The 19,111-nt window shown below is 43.0% G+C and carries 17 protein-coding genes; 6 read left to right on the top strand and 11 right to left on the bottom strand.

Annotated features, from left to right (window positions below; all coding sequences use genetic code 11):
• Nucleotides 1-5 precede the first annotated feature (5 nt).
• The 7 genes from VB836_RS20830 to VB836_RS20800 all read right to left on the bottom strand — a co-directional run bounded on the left by VB836_RS20830 (nucleotide 6) and on the right by VB836_RS20800 (nucleotide 8,485).
• On the bottom strand, nucleotides 6-446 hold the full coding sequence (locus VB836_RS20830) for a VOC family protein (RefSeq protein WP_323222175.1): 441 nt from the start codon (nucleotides 444-446) through the stop codon (nucleotides 6-8).
• A 214-nt stretch (nucleotides 447-660) separates the two neighbouring features.
• Nucleotides 661-1,794 carry a DNA-processing protein DprA gene (gene dprA / locus VB836_RS20825; protein ID WP_323222172.1) on the bottom strand — a complete coding sequence of 378 codons (1,134 nt, stop codon included), beginning with the start codon at nucleotides 1,792-1,794 and terminating at the stop codon, nucleotides 661-663.
• 20 nt (nucleotides 1,795-1,814) lie between these two features.
• Nucleotides 1,815-3,356, bottom strand: coding sequence for a hypothetical protein (locus VB836_RS20820; RefSeq protein WP_323222170.1), 1,542 nt, complete (start codon nucleotides 3,354-3,356; stop codon nucleotides 1,815-1,817).
• Between the two features lie 129 nt (nucleotides 3,357-3,485).
• Nucleotides 3,486-7,232 (bottom strand): cobaltochelatase subunit CobN, encoded by a 3,747-nt coding sequence (gene cobN, locus VB836_RS20815; protein WP_323222168.1) that lies wholly within the window; start codon nucleotides 7,230-7,232, stop codon nucleotides 3,486-3,488.
• Nucleotides 7,233-7,363: 131 nt separating this feature from the next.
• The gene (locus VB836_RS20810; protein ID WP_323222166.1) at nucleotides 7,364-7,645 is read right to left on the bottom strand and encodes a DUF3288 family protein; all 282 of its coding nucleotides are present in this window, start codon (nucleotides 7,643-7,645) and stop codon (nucleotides 7,364-7,366) included.
• A 243-nt stretch (nucleotides 7,646-7,888) separates the two neighbouring features.
• Nucleotides 7,889-8,071 (bottom strand): hypothetical protein, encoded by a 183-nt coding sequence (locus tag VB836_RS20805; RefSeq protein ID WP_046281081.1) that lies wholly within the window; start codon nucleotides 8,069-8,071, stop codon nucleotides 7,889-7,891.
• A 147-nt stretch (nucleotides 8,072-8,218) separates the two neighbouring features.
• On the bottom strand, nucleotides 8,219-8,485 hold the full coding sequence (locus tag VB836_RS20800; protein ID WP_323222163.1) for a hypothetical protein: 267 nt from the start codon (nucleotides 8,483-8,485) through the stop codon (nucleotides 8,219-8,221).
• Between the two features lie 179 nt (nucleotides 8,486-8,664).
• On the opposite strand from VB836_RS20800, the gene VB836_RS20795 reads away from it, so the two are divergent.
• Nucleotides 8,665-9,213 carry a DUF2854 domain-containing protein gene (locus tag VB836_RS20795; protein ID WP_046281080.1) on the top strand — a complete coding sequence of 183 codons (549 nt, stop codon included), beginning with the start codon at nucleotides 8,665-8,667 and terminating at the stop codon, nucleotides 9,211-9,213.
• Nucleotides 9,214-9,305: 92 nt separating this feature from the next.
• On the opposite strand, the gene VB836_RS20790 is transcribed toward VB836_RS20795, so the two are convergent.
• Complete coding sequence (locus VB836_RS20790) at nucleotides 9,306-9,563, bottom strand: chlororespiratory reduction protein 7 (protein WP_323222159.1); 258 nt, start codon at nucleotides 9,561-9,563, stop codon at nucleotides 9,306-9,308.
• 229 nt (nucleotides 9,564-9,792) lie between these two features.
• On the opposite strand from VB836_RS20790, the gene sir reads away from it, so the two are divergent.
• The 3 genes from sir to VB836_RS20775 all read left to right on the top strand — a co-directional run bounded on the left by sir (nucleotide 9,793) and on the right by VB836_RS20775 (nucleotide 13,374).
• On the top strand, nucleotides 9,793-11,844 hold the full coding sequence (gene sir, locus VB836_RS20785; RefSeq protein WP_323222158.1) for a sulfite reductase, ferredoxin dependent: 2,052 nt from the start codon (nucleotides 9,793-9,795) through the stop codon (nucleotides 11,842-11,844).
• A 62-nt stretch (nucleotides 11,845-11,906) separates the two neighbouring features.
• Entirely contained in the window at nucleotides 11,907-12,677 is a 771-nt protein-coding gene (locus tag VB836_RS20780) for a 16S rRNA (uracil(1498)-N(3))-methyltransferase (RefSeq protein WP_323222156.1), read from the top strand.
• Between the two features lie 235 nt (nucleotides 12,678-12,912).
• Nucleotides 12,913-13,374 (top strand): hypothetical protein, encoded by a 462-nt coding sequence (locus VB836_RS20775; protein WP_323222154.1) that lies wholly within the window; start codon nucleotides 12,913-12,915, stop codon nucleotides 13,372-13,374.
• Between the two features lie 86 nt (nucleotides 13,375-13,460).
• On the opposite strand, the gene VB836_RS20770 is transcribed toward VB836_RS20775, so the two are convergent.
• Together VB836_RS20770 and VB836_RS20765 are read right to left on the bottom strand one after the other, a co-directional pair.
• The gene (locus tag VB836_RS20770; protein WP_323222151.1) at nucleotides 13,461-14,582 is read right to left on the bottom strand and encodes a patatin-like phospholipase family protein; all 1,122 of its coding nucleotides are present in this window, start codon (nucleotides 14,580-14,582) and stop codon (nucleotides 13,461-13,463) included.
• A 123-nt stretch (nucleotides 14,583-14,705) separates the two neighbouring features.
• Entirely contained in the window at nucleotides 14,706-15,434 is a 729-nt protein-coding gene (locus VB836_RS20765) for an LmeA family phospholipid-binding protein (protein WP_046281074.1), read from the bottom strand.
• Between the two features lie 172 nt (nucleotides 15,435-15,606).
• Here VB836_RS20765 and VB836_RS20760 point away from each other — a divergent pair, with 172 nt between their 5' ends.
• A complete protein-coding gene (locus tag VB836_RS20760; RefSeq protein WP_323222256.1) occupies nucleotides 15,607-16,398 on the top strand; it encodes a pseudouridine synthase in 792 nt (263 codons plus the stop codon).
• Between the two features lie 19 nt (nucleotides 16,399-16,417).
• The gene (locus VB836_RS20755) at nucleotides 16,418-17,299 is read left to right on the top strand and encodes a helix-turn-helix domain-containing protein (RefSeq protein ID WP_323222149.1); all 882 of its coding nucleotides are present in this window, start codon (nucleotides 16,418-16,420) and stop codon (nucleotides 17,297-17,299) included.
• A 66-nt stretch (nucleotides 17,300-17,365) separates the two neighbouring features.
• On the opposite strand, the gene malQ is transcribed toward VB836_RS20755, so the two are convergent.
• A complete protein-coding gene (gene malQ, locus VB836_RS20750) occupies nucleotides 17,366-18,868 on the bottom strand; it encodes a 4-alpha-glucanotransferase (protein ID WP_046281072.1) in 1,503 nt (500 codons plus the stop codon).
• Between the last annotated feature and the right edge of the window lie 243 nt (nucleotides 18,869-19,111).

Below are 19,111 nucleotides of genomic sequence, written 5' to 3'. Positions count from 1 at the left end.
TGGGTTTAAGCCTTCATATCCGTTGCAAAAATATTACTTTCATCTTGAAACGATTTAAACTCTAAGACATTTCCACTGGGATCTTTGATAAATAAAGTCGCTTGTTCACCCACTTGTCCTTGAAAACGAATTTGAGGTTTAATGATAAATTCTATTTGTTTATTTTGTAAAGATTCAGACAATTTATGCCATTCATTCCACTCTAAAATCGCTCCGAAATGACGCACAGGAACATTTTCACCATCAACAAAGTTCGTCGAAATCGCACCCTCTTCTGATGATTCTAAATGAGCCGTAATTTGATGTCCAAAAAAGTCAAAATCAACCCATCTCTCACTACTTCGCCCTTCTATACACCCCAATACATCTTTATAAAAAGAGCGAGTTTGTTCTAAGTCTAATACAGGAAAAGCGAGATGAAAGCGAGGAAAAGAATGATCCGTCATCGGTTTAACGTCTTGAGGAAAATACAATTTTTATTGAGTTTAGCATAGATTTATTCATCTTAACGTAAGGGCGGGTTCAAAAAGATTTATTCATCCCACAAACTACATTGATAAACCCGCCCTGGCAGTCGCTCTAATATTGGGGGCGGGTTTAGTTCAATCCCTGAGTGATATTATAGCTCTTACAGAACCCGCCCCTACCATTAACCAACAATTAACAACGTTGATAACGCATTCCGGGTAACTGAGAAACTAACCCCAAAAGTTCCAACTGTAACAACGAACTTGAAACGATAGCCGCCTCTAATTCCGTTTGTTGAACAATCATATCAAAAGCAGTGGCTTCAGAAGAGATAGCCTGAAAAACTTGGGCTAAATTCGGTTCTAGAGTCGGAATAGAAGGTTGAGGTTTTGCAGGCGGTTCCAGCAAGGATAATTGTTGAGGAGTATCGAGTTTTGGGATAGCGCCAAGTTGTTCTAATAACTCTTCGATTTCTACGGGAATTAAACTCGCACCCCCATTAATTAACTTTAAACAACCTTGAGACTTTTCATCATCTAAACGTCCAGGTAAAACATACACATCTCGACAAAACTCATTCGCCACATAAGCGGTAATTAATGCTCCTGATTTTTGACCTGCTTCCATCACAAATACGGCTCGACTTAAACCCGCAATAATCCGATTTCGACTGGGAAAATGTCGAGGATTGGGCTTTGTTCCTGCGGGATATTCACTAATTACTAAACCATTTTGAATAACTCTTTCAGACAATTGACGGTTATCTTTGGGGTAAATAATATCAACTCCCGTCCCAAAAATAGCCAGTGTTCGTCCGCCTGCATCCAAACAACTAGAATGGGCTTCGGTATCAATTCCGGCCGCCATTCCTGATATAATCGTTAAGCCACTTTTGGCTAATACACTGCTAATTTTGCGCGTCCAACGCCGCCCATATTCAGAAGGTTCACGAGTTCCAACAATCCCAACAGTCGGTCTAATTCCTTGGTTTTCTTCGGGTTCAATGGTTCCCCGATAATATAAAACAGGTGGTGGTGTCGGAATTTCTAAGAGTAAACGCGGATAATCTGTATCAGCAGGAGTCCAAAAATCAGGGTTTTTTTCGGAATGACTTTTGATAAATTGATCGCAGTCAAATTTGACTCGCTGCTCTGCCACTTTTTCGGCGGTTTGTCGTCCAAAACCCTCCACTTTTTGTAACTCTTGAGTAGAAGCTTCCCAAGCTGTTTTGACTGTACCAAAATGCAGGCGGAGGCGTTGCAAGGAAATCGGCCCGACTCCTGAAATTTGCGACCAACAAACCCAATAATCCCGTTCCTCTAGCACGTTTTTCTCTCCTATCGTTATTACTTCGCTCGCGGCCAAGGAATTGCAGATTGTCCGACTAATTTCTGAGCAACAACTCTGGCTCCATAACGGTTCAAATGACTCGGATCAACAAAATATTCATAACGGGTTAATGCTTGTTCAGAGAGATCAATAAAGAGAAATCCATACTCTTTGGAAAGTCGCTGCATATGGTTTCTAAATTCCTGTTCTGCCCACCAACGAAACGAATCTAAATAATCATCAGTTAGGGGCAAATTCACAAAAACAAGCGGAATATTTCTCGTCTTGACAAATCCCACCAGAAAACTCAATGCTCTAGCCTGTTCTCCCCCTAAATTAAACGCTCGATAATCCCCATCATATTGACCCGAAACATAGGGACGTTGTTGATAGTAAGTGTTGGGATTAAAGCGATTAGATTGGGGTAAAAATCCATTGGCATCAATAGTCGTACCCAAGGAAACAGGTGTAGCGGTGATTGGCTCAGAGGAACGATACAAAAGATTATTCAATTGAGGCGTTTCTGACTGTTCAAATTGAACGAAATAAAACGTTTCAGATTCGGATTCTAAGTCTAAAGGTTCAACAGCAATTTCTGTTTCTAACTGTTGATTCTCTTGACTGGCTTTAGGAAAATTCCACTTCGGTTGAGCCATACAAGATTTTGGCATTTGATAACAGATTTGGGTCTGTTCAGATTGATTTTGAGCCAATTGAGGACGAACGCCCGAGGCTAAACGTTTGTGTCCTTCTGAAGCCATAATGGATTGATAAGTGCGATCAATTCGACCACTATTTAATGCTCGTACACCATCCGCCCAAACGATCATTTTTGGCAGTTGTTCCGGTGTTAATACCTCCCTCAAAATATAGTTAACAACTTGAGCGGTTGCGCCATTAACTCCGAAGTTAAAAATTTTCAAGCCTTGATAACCTTTCGCCGCTAAAGCCAGTTTCATTTCTCTCGGATCAATTCCTTGCAAAGCGCGAGAACTCCCGACAATTAAAATATCAGGTTTTCCAACGGTACTGAGATAAGACAAATAAAGTTGCAATTGTTGATCGAGAAATTCGCTATCAAAACTCGGAAACTGACTCGTCATTTGAGTTTTAGCAGCTTGCTGTTGCGAATAGGCTAAATTTCGCATATATTCAACCACTTTTTTCTCCGCAAAAGCCCGTTTAGGACTATTAGGAGGAACCGCTTGCATCCAAGCCACTGCCTGAACCCAGTTGCGGGCGACTTCATCCCATTGTTGCTTTGTTTTTGCAGTTTGTGCTAAATTAGACCCTCTCAACGCAAATCTAACAGACTCATCAAACGGACTTTGTTGAGTGCAAGCGTTAGATTTAGCAATCGTTTCTATTTGGGAATTTTGAGCAGAATTTGACGGATTTTCAGGGTTGACAATTGCTGGATTTTGAGCATTAGACAGAGATCTTGAGGGGGTACTATTCACTTGTTTCTGTTGGAAATTAAACACAGTAACGACTAACAGAAATGCCGCGACAATCCAACCCCAAAACCCCGAGAACTTTAAACGACGAAATAGATTCATGGAAACCTCCTAGTGGATATTCCATCGGGTATATAAAAGTCAAGACTTTAGATGTCCAATCTTGTATTATAGAGTTTATTGTTTCAATTGAGTGGATCGGGAGAAGAAATTTTTATCAAATTATTTTAATCAGGAGTTCACCGCTTCCACAGCACCTTCAGCTTCATGTACAATCGTTCTTAAATCCTCTAATATTTTCTGATTTGACGCTTGCCACAACCCCCGTTGATTCGCTTCTAACAAACGTTCAGCCATATCTCGCAACGCCCAAGGATTTTTTTCTTGAATAAACTTCTGCACCGTTTCATCCAACACATAAGCCTTTGCTACGCCTTCATACATGAAATCTTCCACACAGTTTGCTGTGGCATCATAAGCAAACAAATAATCCACCGTTGCTGCCATTTCAAACGCCCCTTTATAGCCATGTCGCATCACCCCAGCTATCCATTTGGGATTAATCACTCGAGAACGATAAACCCTCGCTATTTCTTCTTTTAATTGTCGCACTTTCGGACGTTCGGGTTGAGCATTATCACCGAAATAAGTTTGCGGATTTTTACCCGTAATAGCCCGAACAGAAGCCGTTAAACCCCCTTGAAATTGATAATAATCATCCGAGTCTAATATATCATGTTCTCGGTTATCTTGATTCTGCAAAACAATCTGCATTTTTTCAAGACGATTTTTAAACGCTTCCGGTGCCGAAATTCCCCCTAACTTACTTTGACTCTCCCCATTCTGACTCGTATAAGCGTAACTACTCCAGTTAATATAAGCCCTCGCAAAATCCTGTTCATCCGTCCAATTTTGAGACGCCATTAACCCTTGTAAACCCGCACCATAAGCACCTGGTTTTGAACCAAAAACACGATAACGAGAGCGCATTTCCGCCTGTTCTTTTGTTAACCCTGCTTTCATTAAACCTTCAGTTTCTTGCTTCACTTGTGCCGCTAAAGGATTCAATTCTGGGGGTTCATCTAGTTGAGAAACAGCTACAACTGCTTGATCAAATAAATCGATTAAATTCGGAAACGCATCACGGAAAAAACCCGAAATTCTCAACGTTACATCAACACGCGGACGCCCTAAAATAGAAATAGGTAAAATCTCAAAATCAACCACTCGACGAGAAGGCCCATCCCACACAGGTTGAACCCCTAATAACGCCAACGCCTCAGCAATATCATCGCCTCCGGTTCTCATCGTAGAAGTTCCCCAAACAGACAGTCCTAATGTTTGTGGATATTCACCATTTTCTTGAGTATAACGTTCAATTAAAGCATCTGCTGCGAGTTGACCGACTCTCCATGCTGTTTCTGTGGGAATAGCCCGAATATCAACCGAATAAAAATTACGTCCAGTCGGTAAAACATCAGGTCTTCCTCTTGTTGGCGCACCCGATGAACCACTCGGAATATATCGCCCTTCTAACCCTTTTAATAAGTGAGTGACTTCTTGATGAGTTTTTTGTAAGTTAGGTAAGAGTTTTGTCTCTATCCAGTTTAACTCTTTTTGGGTATATTTTCCAGTGTTTACCGTTTCACCAGAGATAATTTTTTCAACTAAACTCGCGGCATAGTTTTCTAACACTTCTACCGCATCCCCAACCGTGAGAAAAACTTTATTTTCCAAGGTTAATTTTGGGTTTAAAAATCTACTAAAATCCGTTGTTAACGGGTCAAATTCTAATTGCCAATCTTCAGCGATAGCCCGAGTCAGCCCTAAACGCTGAGGACTTGGATTTCGGGCGATAGAAACAATTAAATCTCTTAACTGTCGCCCCGTCGGACATTGCCCAAAAATATGTAAACCATCGCGAATTTGTGCTTCTTTCAGTTCACACAAATAACCATCAATGGTATTTAAAGCTTGTGGATTGAGTTGATTTTCAACTAAACCTAAATCTTGATCTAAATTCTCAGTTTTAATCAAATCTTGCAGCCTATTTTTAATCATCGGTAGCCGAGACGGATCTAAACTTTGTGCTTCATAATATTCATCGACTAACCCTTCTAACTGTTGTAATGATCCGTAGAGTTCAGCGCGAGTCAGAGGCGGTGTAAGATGATCTAAAATCACCGCTTGCGAACGACGTTTTGCCTGCGATCCTTCCCCCGGATCATTCACAATAAATGGGTATAAATGAGGCATTGCACCGAAGGCAATTTCAGGATAACACGTTTCAGATAATCCGACACTTTTTCCCGGCAACCATTCCAAATTACCATGTTTTCCGACATGAATAATCGCATCCGCTTCAAATTGATATCGTAGCCAATAATAAAAGGCTAAATAGTCAGGAGTTGGTTCTAAATCTGGGGCGTGATAGTTTAAACTTGGATCACGATCATAGCCGCGACTGGGTTGAATTCCCACAAAAATATTATTGAGTTTAATCCCGGAAATGGGGAATATTTCAGGATGAGAATGGTCTGAAAAATCCAGATTCCAACGTTGACAAATTGCCGCTTGTATGGTTTCAGGAAGTCGAGAAAAATACTGTTGAAAATCACCCCAATTTAATGACTGTTGAATGCTTCTCTGTTCCCGCCCTTCTGGATCATTTGTCACCCCAGAAGTTAAACGTTTAATCAATTCTTCTCCCGTTTTTGGGACATTTTGAATCTTGTATCCTGCCTGTTGCAATGCTTCGAGGATATGCACACAACTGGCGGGTGTGTCAAGCCCCACTCCATTGGCTAACCGTCCATCTGCGGTGGGGTAGTTAGCGAGGATGATCGCAACACGTTTTTCTGTAGCTTTTTTTTGGCGTAATTTTACCCAATTTGCGGCGAGATCGGCTACAAATTTGATGCGATCGCTGACAGGAATATACCCAACGACGTCAGTTTCTAACTTTTGGTTCCAAGTTTCTACCGCCTTAAAAGATACCGCACGAGTAATAATGCGTCCATCCACTTCAGGTAAAGCGACATTCATCGCCACATCTCGCGGTGAAAGTCCCTGAAAGTCTGCTTCCCATTGTTGAATGCTTTGACTGCTGAAAATGACTTGTAAAATCGGAATATCTAAGCTAAATAAAGGAGAATTTACAGTAGAATCTTCGTCAATAGAAGCTATCGAAAAGCTAGTTGTATTCAGAAGTATTTCAATATTATTATCTGTGCTTTTTTGCAGTTCCATCAACACTTCTGCTTGAACATCTGGATCACGCAACGATGAAACAAACAGGGGGATGGGATTTAATTTTAGCTCAATTAAAGCTTTACAAAGTTCATCAATGGGGCGAATATTTCCCGAGAGATAATGAGCGCGATAAAAAAGTATTCCCACTTGAGGAATATTGGGTTTCGATGCTATTTTATTTTGATAAATTCCAACACGAGGAACGGAAACAGGTTGCTGATAATCATAGGGTTTATTTAAACAAGTTTTCGCAATAAATAATAAAGCGTTTGTATAGTTATCAATTCCGCCTTCGGTGAAATAATTCCAAAGTTGATTTACAATATTAAGATATACTGTTGAATGACTCATTAACTCTGGGTCAGGGCGATCATCTCCCGGTAAGATGATTAATTTTGCACCTGTTTTTTCTACAGTTTCCTTAACCACTTCTAAGCCATAATTCCAATAGGAACGTCCGCCCAAAAGTCGAATTATAATCACTTTTGCTTGGGTTAAAATATCCTCAGCATAGGTATCGATGGTTAACTGTTGTTGCAGTTGTAAAAGGTTCACAACTCGTAGAGATGGAAAATCACTCGGAAGTTGATCAACTGCGGTAGCTAGGGTTTGAATATCGGTATCTGCTGCGGTTAAAAAAACAATCGGTGCAGGCGTTTGTTCGATGAAAATAACGCCTTCCGTCTCAGGACTCCAACCGCCAGGTGTAGCAGAAATTCTGTGCATTTATAATCTTTTTTTATTACGTTTGTTGTTGTGCGGAGAGTAAACTGAATTAAATTAAGGGCGGGTTGATCAATGTTGTCTGTGAGAAACATAGATTTTAGCTGAACCCGCCCCTACAACTGTAAACTGAATTAAAGCCAATCTTCTTGATCTTCTTTTCCGACTTGGTAAACTTTACCTTTAGCGTGTATTTCACGAGTTTTTTCAAACAGAGTTTCTTCAGTTAATTGCCAATTTTGCAAGATTTTTTCTAAATCACTCTGAATATCTCTAGCGCCGGGAAATCCGCGATAACGAATTTTTAATCGGGCGAGTTCAACCAAGTTGAAGTCCGTCGGTTTATCTGCAATTAAACTCTTAACAGTGGCGCGATCGCTATTATATTGAGGATGTTTTTGTTCTTGAGTGTTCATACTAAACCGAAATAAAAATAGAGCAAGCCTTACTCAATAGTAAAGCAACCCGTAGAGTATGATCCTCAATTTCTCTACGGGATAAAAACACTTAGAAAATAACTTGCTAGAGTAGAAAAGAAGTCTCTTTTCTCAGTGAAATCGGTGACAAGCCCGAATAGAATAGACTCGATTTAAACAGAGTGAGTATCATTACTGATTTACAGAAAGCTAATTCTAGAGTCGAGAGAAAAATCAAGCCATTTAATTCTGATTGGCATCAGGAAAAGTGCGCTTAAACTCTTCAATCAGCTCATCAATTTCTTCAATCGCTTGATTTACATCAATTCTCAGCGTTCCTAAATCGGGTTTCTCTAGCAATTTGACTAGAGACTCTCGCTTAGTCTCAATCAGAGCAATTCGCTCTCGAATTGTATTAGAGTCCATTTGACCTTTCCTTTGCTACCTTATCCTCTATAATATATAGCGGTAAGCACTGCAAGCTGCAATCTAAATCGTTAGAGTCAGCAGACAAATCAACGACCTTGATTTTAATTTCAGGATTGCACTCGCGTCTCTCAACTGTACGAGCAACTAACGCAGGAAAGGGGGGCGCTTGCTATCAGAAGGCTTATTTTTTGTCGTTTCTGCTAAATACCGTTTCAGAGCTTTCTCGCGATTTTTCATAAACGCACCCCAAAAACCGGGTTGCAACTCATCCATTGTCTTAGCTAAAGCCCAGATATCAATGGCAAGGATATTGTACAGCCGTTCATCTTCCTTTCTGAGAGAGTCAATCTGCTCTAGAAGCTTACGCTCAACGTTGGCAGTCGATAATAGCTCATTGTCTCTAGTCATCATGTTGAGGGTTAGGTAATGAGGGCATAAACAGGGATGGAACCGCTAAGGAGAGTTATACTCGTCAAACTACTGTGAGATTTCCCATCGATAACCGATCAGATCAAATAGGGATCTTCTCGACCCAGCGACATGATATGTATATCATCAGTAGTGAATCTACGCGGACTACCTTAACATATATGTTACGTCAAACATCTTTAGCTCAAGTGGGCTTAATATTGGGAGGACTGCTCACTGTTGTCGGGTTTGTTGCCTATTTTAACGACTATGCAACCCTAAATTTAGCAGGCTTCTTTTATGGAATTCCCCTGTTGTTAGGTGGACTAGCCTTGAAAGCGGCAGAATTGGAACCTGTTCCCTATTCTCAACCCACCTCCCCCGAAGTCTTGGCTTTGCGAGAACAACTTGCAACCGACACCCAAAACCAAGTTCGTAAGGATGTCACCCGCTACCGCTACGGCCAGAGCGCTCATCTGATAGACACTCTGGAACGCTTAAAACTCGGGGCAACCGATGACGAACATCCCAAACTCCAAGGAATTCGCGAAGTCGCTGTAGACCAGGCCTATGCTTTGGTTCTGGAGTTTGACTCGCCCTTTGTTTCCTTAGAAGTGTGGCAAGAAAAACAGGAAAAACTGACCAAATTCTTCGGCCCCAATATCAAGGCTGAAATTACTCAACCCCAGGAAGAACAAATAGATTTGGCGCTGATTACAATACCTCAATGAACAGTCACCAGTGTAGGGGCAATTGATCAATTACTCCTACCCGTTAACAGTTCTCTTGCCTGCCTGTCCCCAGTCGCCTATTCCCTGTTCCCTTATTTCTCCAGTCTGACCGCATACCACTGAAGGTATTTTCCGGGGCCTAGATCGAAATCACAACAAGTCTTAACCAGATATTCGGCTTGTTGGGAAATCGTCGAAAACTTTTGCAGATCTCGCGGTAACTCATCCTGTCGCTCTGACAAAATAGATTCGAGTTTCTGTTGCAGTTCGGCAACTGTGAGCAACTGCTCAGGTTGGTTAGATTCCAAAACCACATAGTGGTCTTCCTCATACATGATCGAATCCGGCATCTTTGTACTTTTGTCAACTATTAACATTTGATTGTGACTTAGGCTTGATCCCCTGACAATAAGGGAAAATGTCCAAGTATAACGTGATAAAATGAAATTAATTCCTGACAATCCCGACCGGATTACCGGAGTTTATTTTCTTCCCCTGAGTTGAATTGTCTCAACTTCAATCACATTCAAGGTTCAACCCCTCACAAATTTTGGTTAAAAACTGGTACAACGTACTTCTATGACTACCTCTGTAAGTTCACCCACACAAGATCACAAACTCTCTAAGGTTGAAGGGATTAAAGAACGCAGCAACTACCTGCGGGAACCCTTAGCCACCGAACTGCTGAACGACGAAAACTTCTTTAGTGATAATGCCGTTCAAATCTTAAAATTTCACGGTTCCTATCAGCAAGATAATCGGGATAATCGGGCTAAGGGTCAAGAAAAAGACTACCAGATGATGCTCCGCACCCGCAATCCCGGTGGGTTTATTCCCCCCTCACTCTACCTCACCCTAGACCGTTTAGCCGATGAATACGGCAACCATACCCTACGGGCAACCACACGCCAAGGCTTCCAACTACACGGGATTTTGAAAAAGAACATTAAAACCGTTCTTTCTGAGATTATTCATCATATGGGGTCAACGCTAGGGGCTTGTGGCGATCTCAACCGCAACGTTATGGCACCCCCAGCCCCCTATAAAAATCGTCCTGAGTACGAATACGCCCGTCTCTACGCCAACAACATCGCCGACTTACTCACCCCGCAAACAGGGGGCTATTATGAAATTTGGCTCGATGGTGAAAAAGTCATCAGCGCCGAAGAAAACCCCGAAGTCAAAGCCGCTCGTCAACGCAACGGTAATGGTACCATTTTCAGCGATCTAGAAGAACCGATCTATGGGCAGCATTATATGCCCCGCAAATTCAAATGTGCGGTAACAGTTCCCGGAGATAATTCCGTTGATCTATATACCCAAGACGTCAGCTTAGTCGTCATAACCAACTCAGCCGGGGAACTCGAAGGATTTAACGTGATCGCCGGAGGCGGTTTGGGACGCACCCACAACAAAGAAGAAACCTTTGCTCGAATTGGGGATCACTTGGGGTATGTAGACAAAGCAGATATCTATGATTTAGTCAAGGCAATTGTCGCTACTCAGCGCGATTATGGCGATCGCCACAACCGTCGTCATGCTCGCATGAAATATTTACTCCATGATTGGGGCGTTGAGAAATTCAAAGTCAAAGTCGAGGAATATTTTGGCAAAACCCTACAACCCTATAAACCCTTACCCGATTGGAAATATCAAGACTACTTAGGCTGGCACTCTCAAGGCGATGGTAAACACTTTTTGGGGATTTCCGTTGAAAATGGTCGGGTTCACGATACAGGAAACTTCCAACTGAAAGCCGCCTTAAAAGAAATTGTCCAGCAGTTTCAACTGCCAATTCTGCTGACTCCCAATCACAATATCATTCTCTATGAAATACCCCCTCAGTACAAATCCCAGATTGACACAATACTCGCTCAACACGGAGTTCTCAAAGAAACCGAAATCGATCCGTTAGTCCGTTTTGCGATGGCCTGTCCGGCTTTTCCGACCTGCGGTTTGGCCATTACAGAATCAGAACGAATCATCCCTAGTATCCTGGAACGGATTCGGGTATTGTTGGACAAGGTAGGCCTAGAACAAGAGCATTTTGTCGTGCGAATGACTGGATGCCCTAATGGATGTGCTAGACCCTACATGGCGGAGTTAGGGTTTGTGGGGAGTGCGCCTGACTCCTACCAAGTTTGGTTAGGTGGCTCTCCAGATCAGATACGACTGGCTGAACCCTTCGTTAATCGCTTGGCGATTGATGAGTTGGAAACCTTCCTAGAGCCGATTTTTGTTTACTTCAAACAAGATCGCAAACTCGAAGAAAGTTTTGGGGATTTTTGCCATCGTGTGGGATTTGACTCGATTCGTCAGTTTATAACCAACTACTCATTGAATCCCTCGATGAATATTCAGACTCAGGAGATAGCTGTTACCTTAGATCGCGAGACCCTTGAAGAAGTCTCTCCCTCAGTCGCGCCCAGTGACCATGAGGATTCAGCCATTTCAACTCAACCGTCTATCGATGATGGGGGTGATCCCAATAAAATTCGACATCGGGTGAGTGTTCGTCATCAGACTTATTTGGATTTGAGAGAAGAATCAAAGCGTCAGGGAAAACCCGTCGTTGAGATTGCGACTCAAGCGATTGAAGAATATCTCAGTCGCATGAAAGCTCAACAATAAATTTAGACCCTTTTTTTGAGGGTTGAGGTAGAACTTCTGTAACCTAAACTTTTTACAGCTTAATGGTTCAACTTCAAAGAATTGCGATCGCTCCGACGCAAATTTCTAACCGACACATCAATTTAACGGCTGAACAACAGCATTATCTGGGTCGGGTGTTACGCTTGCAAGTGGGCGATCGCTTTATTGCCATTGATGGTCGGGGCCATTGGTGGCGAGCTGAGTTAGAGGTGTCGCTCCCAGCGCCCTCTCCTCAAGCAATCATTCTCGAAGCGATGGTCGTCCAAACAGAATTACCTGTAGAGGTGAGGCTGGGGGTGAGTCTCCCGAAAACAGGATTTGATGATATTGTGCGTTATTCTACGGAGTTGGGGGTTTCCCAGATTGTTCCGATCATTAGTCAACGGACTGTGCTTAAACCCAGTCCCCAAAAGCTGGAACGTTGGCGGCGCATCGCCCGAGAAGCCGCAGAACAATCTGAACGTCAGATTATCCCAAGCATTGTTGATCCGATCTCCTTGGCGACAGTAATGGAAGATTCACACCTTTTTAGTTTGAGTACAACTCATCAATACATTTGTGTGGCACGAGGTTCGCTTCCCCATTTGCTCAATTGTATGAAATCATCTCCCTTAGACTCGGTGACTCTACTAACAGGGCCAGAGGGAGGATGGACAACGGCTGAAGTCGAAATGGCGATCGCAGCAGGTTTTCTAGCCGTCAGTTTGGGAAAACGAATTCTCAGGGCGGTAACGGCTCCCATTGTTGCTTTATCCTATGTGACTGCCGTTTTAGAAAGTTCTCCAATACCAGAAGATCACCTGTCAGTTTAACCTGAAAAGCTGAAAAAAAGCAGATGTAAAACATCCAAAACTGACTAATATCTGTATCAAATATACCTAGCAGTTGCCTCTAAAATTGGCTAAGTCTCACTTGTAAAGCTAACTCAGTATAAGATTTGACGGCGTATCCCCAGTTTAGATATTGGCATAGGCTCAAGCTATCGTTTTATAATGTAAATAGTTAAAACTGTATTAGTCGTTTGACAGCCAAAAGCCCAGTAAATTAATGACTAACCCGAACAAAATTCTCGCCGTCATTAGACCGAATAGACCGAAGCCCGATGACACCAAGCCGTCAGAAGCTCAGACTGAAGCCAAGACTGAAGCCAAGACTGAAGCCAAGACTGAAGCAAAACCCTCAGTCGCCGAAAAACCAAGCCCTCGTCCCCGACCGGGTTTTCAATCGTCGTCGGACAGACCGTCTAGACCCTCTCGCCCGAAGGTAAGGCTTCTAGAAGAAGTTGCCCAGGCAACAAATGCAGAGGGTGTAATCTTTAACCAGGGAGATCAAATTTGGGTCAGATCCCCTTGGGGTAAATGGGCGGTTGCCGAAATTGAGAAGTTCTACCAAAGCAGTCCCGATGAAATTGTAGCTCATTTTGCTCCCAAAGAAGAACGGGTTGGCTGGACTTGGATGGGCGGATGTATCCGTTCTAAATTGCTGAAAAAAGTTGAGACTCCCGAGTAGAAAATAGTAGATGTCCGATCATTGACCGCAAAGATGAAAGGGTCGGACATCCAGAGAAATTTAGGCTAGCGTTGAAGATTATTTTGCTAATTGTAATGTGACACAGACACCAGTTGTTCTTCTCGTTCCCGCACAGGGGAAACTGGAGTAACGGTGAGTTTATCGGCAAGAAGGTTTAGCTTTTCTTGAACTTGACGAGAGTTGATAAACTCTAAAGTGTTGTCTGTCAGTTCATCTAGATTTCTGGCTGTTGCCTCAAACGCTGGATAGTTTTCTGTAAAACTCGGTTGAAAACGGAAATAGTGCTGCTCATCCCGTTTAATTAGATGCTGAGAGATATGATCAATCGCATCAGAAGAACCCTCAAAAAACGTCTCTAATAGAGGAATACTCTTCAAGGGATAAATCCACTCAAAAGCTCCCGATTCTTGGGCTTGCTGTACCCCAATTGATTTCACTTTTTTCTGACCACAACCAAAAGAAGAAACAACTATATTAGAGAGATTTTGTTCGTTTTTTATCGCTTCCGCAATCGCACATAAAGTCGGATTATTAGCGACTAATCCTCCATCAACTAAGGGAATACACTCTTGATTATCTTTAGAATTATTAACGGTTAATTGATAGCCTTGTTGTTGCCAGTATTTGAGAAATTTGATATTTTTAAGGACATGGGCAGGAAAGGCTACAGGTGCCGCCGCAGATGCCCGACAAACTTCCCAAATGGGCAGGGTTTGACATTCTTCTTGTCTACTATTAAAGACAACAGCTTGACCATTATAAACGTCATAGCTTGTTACTAAAGTTTGAATGGGAAGTTGAGAAAAAGTGTCCTTTTTAAAGAGATATTTAAGCACATCTTCTAATCCTTTACCATTATAAAGGGGTTGACTCGCACCTCGAGACAAGCGGTTAACAATTCCCTGAAAAACTAAGTTGAATTTTGATTCGGGAAAGATCTTCTGAGGATATTGAGAATTCAGTGAATAAAAATTTCTAATTTCTGAAATCGGAAAACCGTGAGAAATCCCACAAGCAATCAGACTCCCGGTAGAAGTTCCCGCAATCAAATCAAAACAATCTCTAAGCTGTTTTCTCGGAGCGCGTTTTTTGATTTGTTTTTCTAGAGATTCTAACATGATAGCCGTGACTAAACCGCGAATTCCGCCACCATCTAGAGAAAGAATAGAATAAGGTTTAGATGTCATGATTTCAAGCCTCCTTCAATACAACAACAGCCTAACTTTAGAAAGGAGGTGATGAATAGTCCCTTCTTTGAGTTACACTCAAAAGGGTTATACTCTAGAAATTCCCGCACTCAATGATTTGAGTTAAGGGTTAACCCAGATTTGTCCGATCATCTCCACTTGTTCAGGACTAATATTAAGTTGTTCGATCTCAACATCAGTGCCTAAGTCAAGGGTCATATCATCTAAATCAAAGTCTTGTTGTTGTAAGGGAAGTTCTAGACGGGGAGAGACGAGTAGCAACTCTTTAGGGCTAGCAAGGTACAACTCAGTTTGAAACACACAAGCCGTCAACATCCCATCAGTCGAGAGAATTTCTGCTGTGAGGGTGATTTGATCTTTTGCTAAGGTGATCTGGAGATTTTGTAAGCCCTGAATCTCATTGGGGAAAGAAATATTAGGGTTTTTGGCTTGCTGCGATTGAATCAAAGGAAGAAGAAATTGACTGATCGCCCGAACCAGTAAAGGAGATTGACAGGACGTGCTAAGATCGTCGTAAAACATACAGATTTGAGAGTCAATGGGAAAGCGTTTGAGCAGTTGCAGCGGCTTCCCTTTGATCACTTGACCGATGTTGATATGAATACTCGATCCGCACAGAGCAATTTGGCTCAGGTGTAGTCCTCGATAGATGGCACGGGATGCCTCGACTGTCACCTCAGAGATATGACCTGTTAGACAATCCCGATTATTGGCGGTGATTTTGATCTCTAGAGCGTCTACCTGTTCAACTTGCGATCGCAACCACAACTTTACAGCTCGAGATAAGACCTTACTCACCAGTTGTTTAGATGTAGCCTGAGTTGAACCCATAGACTGAATTGCCTTTCTAGCTGAACTGTTCTAAGTTTTCTAAGCGTTCATGTTGACAGAGCTTAGGAAGAATTACCGATTGCTGTAATATTTGTACATAGTTTATCAAACTGTGCCAAAATTTAGCGGGGTTCTCAGTCTGTACAAAGATGCCCACGCAATTTTTACTCATATGGACGAAAGGCTACAAAAAATCATGGCGACTTGGGGCATCGCCTCTCGCCGTCAAGCAGAACAAATGATTCTTGCCAAACGAGTGCGCGTCAATGGTAACATTGCTCACTTAGGACAGAAGGCAAATCCCTCATGCGATTGTATAGAAGTAGATGGGAAGCCAATCAAACCCTCTCATCGACCTGTGCCAATCTACCTTTTATTAAATAAACCGACTGGGGTTGTTTCAACCTGCGCCGAGCCAAGTGGACGGCGAAGCGTCTTAGACTTGTTACCTCGTCGATTGCGGATGGGGCAGGGAGTTCACCCGGTTGGACGTTTGGATGCAGACTCCACCGGAGCATTACTGCTGACCAACGACGGTGAACTCACCTTTCGCCTGACTCATCCTCGACACCATATTCCTAAAACCTATGAAGTCTGGGTAGAAGGTCATCCACCAGAATCGGTGTTGCAAGCATGGCGTCAAGGTATTATCTTGTCGGGTCGAAAAACACTACCCGCTCAAGTGCGACGGTTACAGCCAAGAACGGATTCTCAAACCCTTTTAGAAGTAATTTTATTTGAGGGGAGAAATCGACAAATTCGCAAAGTGGCAGAGCAACTCGGCTATCCCGTCGTTAAACTTCATCGCAGTGCCATTGGTTCGATTCAGCTTAACCCTCCTGGAGAACCTGAATTACCGCCCGGTTGTTACCGACCTTTAACCCCGTCTGAAATGCAATTTTTGCGATCTGCTGGTCAATTTCTAGCATCAATCTGCCAAAAGTCCTCTCAATCCTATATATAAATATCAAGGAGTTGTGTGTATGAAAGTCAGTTTACCGTTCTCAATGGTCAGAAAAAATTTGGGTAACAAGGGTCGTCCTGTGAATAATATTGAACAAACTCAGAGATTAGTCGAGATAGGCCTGCAATTGCGTCAAACTCGTCAACACCATTCTTTGTCATTGGATATGGTTGCCGCCTACACCATGATTCGCTCTCATTTGTTACAAGCGATCGAAGAAGGTCAAATTGAAAATCTGCCCGAACCGGTCTATACTCAAGGCTTAATCCGGCGATATGGTAATGCTCTGGGGTTGAATGGGGAGGAACTAGCCAATTTCTTTTTACCTGAACCGATTCCCTCGATTGTCTCTAGCTCCTGGATTTTGCCCCTGCCACAGTTACGACCCACTCATCTCTATCTCACCTATATCCTTCTAATTCTGGGAACCATGCACGGCTTGGTTTACCTGATTAAATCCTCTCCAGAGATAGTCGGTTTGCCGGAACAGAATATTGCACAGACAACCCCTACAGCAAACAGTCCTCAGTCGATGAATGTCTCTAACACCAGCGAAAATTCTTCAACAGGACAGCTTGTTTTGCAAGCCAGCCAAACCTCATCCCCAACAAACCCGGCTGCCGTTAACAAAACCGTAGAAGTCGGAATTATAGTTAAAGATGAATCTTGGGTTTTGATTGAAGTTGATGGGAAAACCGAGTTTCAAGGAATTTTGCAGGGGGGAACGAAACGCACCTGGAAAGCCCAAGAAGAGTTAGTGGTTGTCGCAGGCAATGCCGGAGGCGTGATAGTGACGCTGAACAATGGAGAAAGCCGACGTTTGGGAGAACCGGGCATGGTGGAGGAGGCGGTGTTCAAGGCGAACAACTCCCCCTCTGAAACTGTCAATTCTAACTCCTAAAAGGGGTTAGTCGGAGCAAGTCGTTGCCCTAGCACTGACAACCCATAACTCACTCCTCCTCACACTTTACCTGGGCAAGCGACCGTAGATTTCGGTTAAGGATCTCAGGCGATCGCGAAGTTCATCGGTAATTGCTCCTGGTTTGAAGCGCCAAGCCCAGTTCCCTTCGGATGTACTCGGCTGATTCATCTTCGCTTCGCTTCCCAAGCCTAAAACATCTTGCAAGGGAAAAATCGCCTGATTCGCCACAGATGCTAGGGCAACTTGGATTAAATCCCAATGAATGCCGTAGCCCATTGTTCCGCCAATATAGCTGATCACTCGGGCTTGTCCCTGTAATGAACGTTGATTAAACCAACCTACGGTGGTGTCATTATCATGGGTTCCGGTGTAAGCCACCCAGTTCGGTGTGCTGTAATTGTAGGGAAGATAGGGATTATCTGGCCCTGAATCAAAGGCAAAGTGCAGAATCTTCATGCCGGGAAGTTCAAATTTATCCCGTAACGCTTCAACTTCTGGGGTAATCAAGCCCAAGTCTTCAGCGATAATCGGCAGTTGACCGAGTTTTTCGTTTAATAGATTAAACAAGGCTTCTCCCGGCGCTTCTATCCAACGACCATTAATGGCGGTTGTTTCGCCTTGGGCAACCGCCCAAAACGCCTGCAAGCCCCGAAAATGGTCAATCCGCATAATATCGATACAGTCGAGAATGGACTGGACTCGCTGCACCCACCAATTAAAGCCATTTTGTTCGAGGCGTTCCCAGTTATAAACGGGATTTCCCCACAGTTGCCCGGTTGAACTAAAATAGTCGGGCGGAACCCCTGCCATTAAAGACGCTTCACCTGTTTCGCCATCTAAGCAAAAGATTTCGGGATGAGACCAAACATCGGCACTATCGTGAGCCACATAAATCGCCACGTCTCCAAAAATTTTAATTCCTTGTTCGTTGGCGTATTGTTTCAGTTGGGACCACTGGCGGAAAAACTGAAATTGCAGGAATTTGTGAAAGAAAATTTGATCGGCGAGTTTTTCGTGCCATTGTTTCAGGGCTTCCGGTTGGCGGCGAGCAATATCTTCGTCCCATTTGTGCCAACTTTCCCCATCATGGGCTTCTTTAATTGCCATGAATAGAGCATAATCATCGAGCCAGTAGGACTTATTGCGGCAGAACTCCTCAAATTCGTTTTCTTCTTCGGTGAGGGTTTCTTTGAAATTCTGGCAGGCTTTACTAAACAAGTCCCATTTGAAGGCTTTAACTGCATCAAAATCAACTTGTTCTACAGGAAACTGAGGCAAACTTTCTAAATCTGTAGGGGTGAGTAATTCTTCCTCTAAGAGTTTATCAGGACTAATTAACAGTGGATTTCCCGCCATTGCAGAATAGGAGAGGTAGGGAGAGTTCCCAAACCCTGTGGGGCCAAAAGGCAAAATTTGCCACAGTTGTTGTCCACTATCTCTCAAAAAATCAATAAATTGATAGGCAATTGGGCCAACATCTCCGATCCCATATCGACCAGGTAGTGAAGTGGGGTGAAGCAAAATACCGCTAGATCTTGGAAATGGCATGATATACGCAAAGCACGAATGTGTTAAATACCTAAATACTTTGAAGGATCTTTTACCTTGAAACATCCAGCTTGGGTAGGAATTTTACTGGTTTGTTGGCTTGGCACGGTTATCCATGTCAGTTTAGATCCTTTATTCATCTTACTGCTATTGGAGACTGTCGGTGAACTATCCCAGCTTATTGACGGATATTGCGTCTCACCTTTAACATCTTGAGATTTTGGACTCTACTCTTGCAACCGA

The organism is Limnoraphis robusta BA-68 BA1, from assembly GCF_034932365.1.
Classification (GTDB): Bacteria; Cyanobacteriota; Cyanobacteriia; order Cyanobacteriales; family Microcoleaceae; genus Capilliphycus; species Capilliphycus robustus.
This window is presented reverse-complemented; position numbering and strand designations above follow the sequence as displayed.